The organism is Halolamina salina, assembly GCF_042678005.1.
Lineage (GTDB): Archaea > Halobacteriota > Halobacteria > Halobacteriales > Haloferacaceae > Halolamina > Halolamina salina.
Map to the genome: position 1 here is coordinate 3,395 of NZ_JBHUDH010000127.1, position 299 is coordinate 3,693.

The 299-nt window shown below is 73.9% G+C and carries 1 pseudogene; it reads right to left on the reverse strand.

Annotated elements, in window-relative coordinates:
- A pseudogene (locus tag ACFR9S_RS11175) lies at positions 1–299 on the reverse strand (type IV pilin); the annotation flags it as partial.

The following is a 299-nucleotide window of genomic DNA, read 5'->3' on the forward strand; positions in this document are numbered from 1 at the left end:
AGGGTCGGGTCGTTCGTCCCCGCGACCCGGAGGGTTCCGGACTCGCCGACCGCCCACTCGTCGTCGGTTTCGGGGTTGAACGCGCCGCTCGGGCCGCCGTGGAACCCCTCGGCGGCGAAGAACGGGACCGGCGGCTGGTGAGCCAGCTTCTCGCCGTCGACGCCGATCTCGATCCGGAGCGCGTCGAGACCGACGGGATCGCCGCCCGCGTGGCTGATCGTGATCCGGTCACCCTCGGCCGAGAGGTCGAACGTCGCCGTCGGCGCCGGGCCGCCCAGCGCGGTCGCCTGTCCGAGGAG